The organism is Deinococcus sp., from assembly GCF_018260405.1.
Taxonomy (GTDB): Bacteria; Deinococcota; Deinococci; order Deinococcales; family Deinococcaceae; genus Deinococcus.
This window is the reverse complement of sequence record NZ_JAGLBG010000206.1, coordinates 1-1,482: the sequence shown is the minus strand read 5'-3', so window position 1 is coordinate 1,482 and position 1,482 is coordinate 1. Positions and strand designations below refer to the sequence as shown.

Below are 1,482 nucleotides of genomic sequence, written 5' to 3'. Positions count from 1 at the left end.
GTATCTGATTAGCGGCCAACTTCCCCTCTAGCGACCAAGCAGGTAGACTCTAGGGGTGACGGGAACGGCAACTGCGACAAGACAACTGGAGGTTCTCCCCCAGATGTCCATCCAGCAGCTGACCGAGCGAGTCAAAGACTTGGAGACTGAGAACAAAACTCTCCGAGAAGAGAATACCCAGCTCAAGAAGCGTATCAGTGACTTGGAGCGCAAAAAGAACAAGTACGTTGCTCCTCACAGCCGTGAGGAGCCTAAAGCGAATCCTCAGAAACCTGGACGTAAAGCAGGACAGGGCAAGTTTAGCTACCGTCAACTTCCGGAAACCAGCGCTGACGAAATCACAGTAGATATCCCCAACCATTGCCCGGCGTGTCATTTTACCGGTGAGTTGCGACTGAGCCACTTTGAGAAAGCCAGTATCACCGAGCTTCCCAAAGAGATGCGCGGTGAGGTCACGATTTACAACGTGCCGGTGCTGTTCTGCCCCCAATGTGGACAAAAGGTGCGAGGTGAACACCCTGACCTTGCTACTGGACAATGCGGAGCGACAGCTCACCGACTTGGACGGCGACTTGCTGCTGTGATTCAAACTCTCCATCACGAACTAGGCGTCCCAGAAAGGAAAATCCCACGTCTGTTAGAAATGACGGTGGGACTCAGCTTGACTCAAGGTGCTATCAACCAAGCTGCCGAGCGACTGGCGCGAGAGGGAGGTCCACTTGCAAATCACGTCTTGGAACTGGAAAACAGTATCCGGAAGGCAACCTATGTCCACCATGATGACACTGGTTGGCGGATGGGCGGAAAACAAGCGTGGGTGAGCGCTTACCGCAGCGCCGATACGGCTCTGTTTAAAGCTAATCCGCAGCACACCGCAAAAGAACTGCATGCTGTTCTGAAGGACAATTTCAAAGGTACCTTGGTGTGCGACCGCTTTAAGGTCTACGACGCAGAACTATTTGCCGAGGTATCTCAGCAAAAGTGCATGTCACACGTTATCCGTAACATTGCTGATGTTGCTGAACAGCTTAAAGGGCGTCCAGGACGTGGCCTTGCTTATGTTCAATGTCTGAAAGAGACGTTTCAGATGGCACTGAAAGTCCATAAGGACTTTCAGGAAGGGAAAATCACGGAGCGACAATTTCGCTACCGAGGCGGATTGGTGAGAAATCGAGTGACTCGCTTGCTGATTCGGACTGATATTCGCACCAAGGAGAGTGAGCGGTTACGAGCAGGTCTTCAGAAACAGCATGAACGGGGACGGCTCCTTCTGTTTCTGGAGAGACCAGAAATCCCACCCACCAATAACGCGGCTGAACGACAGTTACGAAGTGTAGTGATGGCCCGGAAGATTTCTCAGTGTAGCAAGAACCCGCGAGGGGCGACTACCTATATGCGAATCAAGTCGGTCACAGAGACAGCTCGCCTCCGGGGTCATGACCCTGTAGACACGCTGATGGCTCTGGCGCGCTAATCAGATAC

General features: G+C 52.6%; 1 protein-coding gene. It reads left to right on the top strand.

Annotation, left to right across the window (positions count from 1 at the left end; genetic code table 11):
- The first annotated feature begins 103 nt into the window (after nucleotides 1–103).
- Nucleotides 104–1,474 carry an IS66 family transposase gene (locus QZ269_RS13065; protein ID WP_291427132.1) on the top strand — a complete coding sequence of 457 codons (1,371 nt, stop codon included), beginning with the start codon at nucleotides 104–106 and terminating at the stop codon, nucleotides 1,472–1,474.
- Nucleotides 1,475–1,482: the final 8 nt, after the last annotated feature.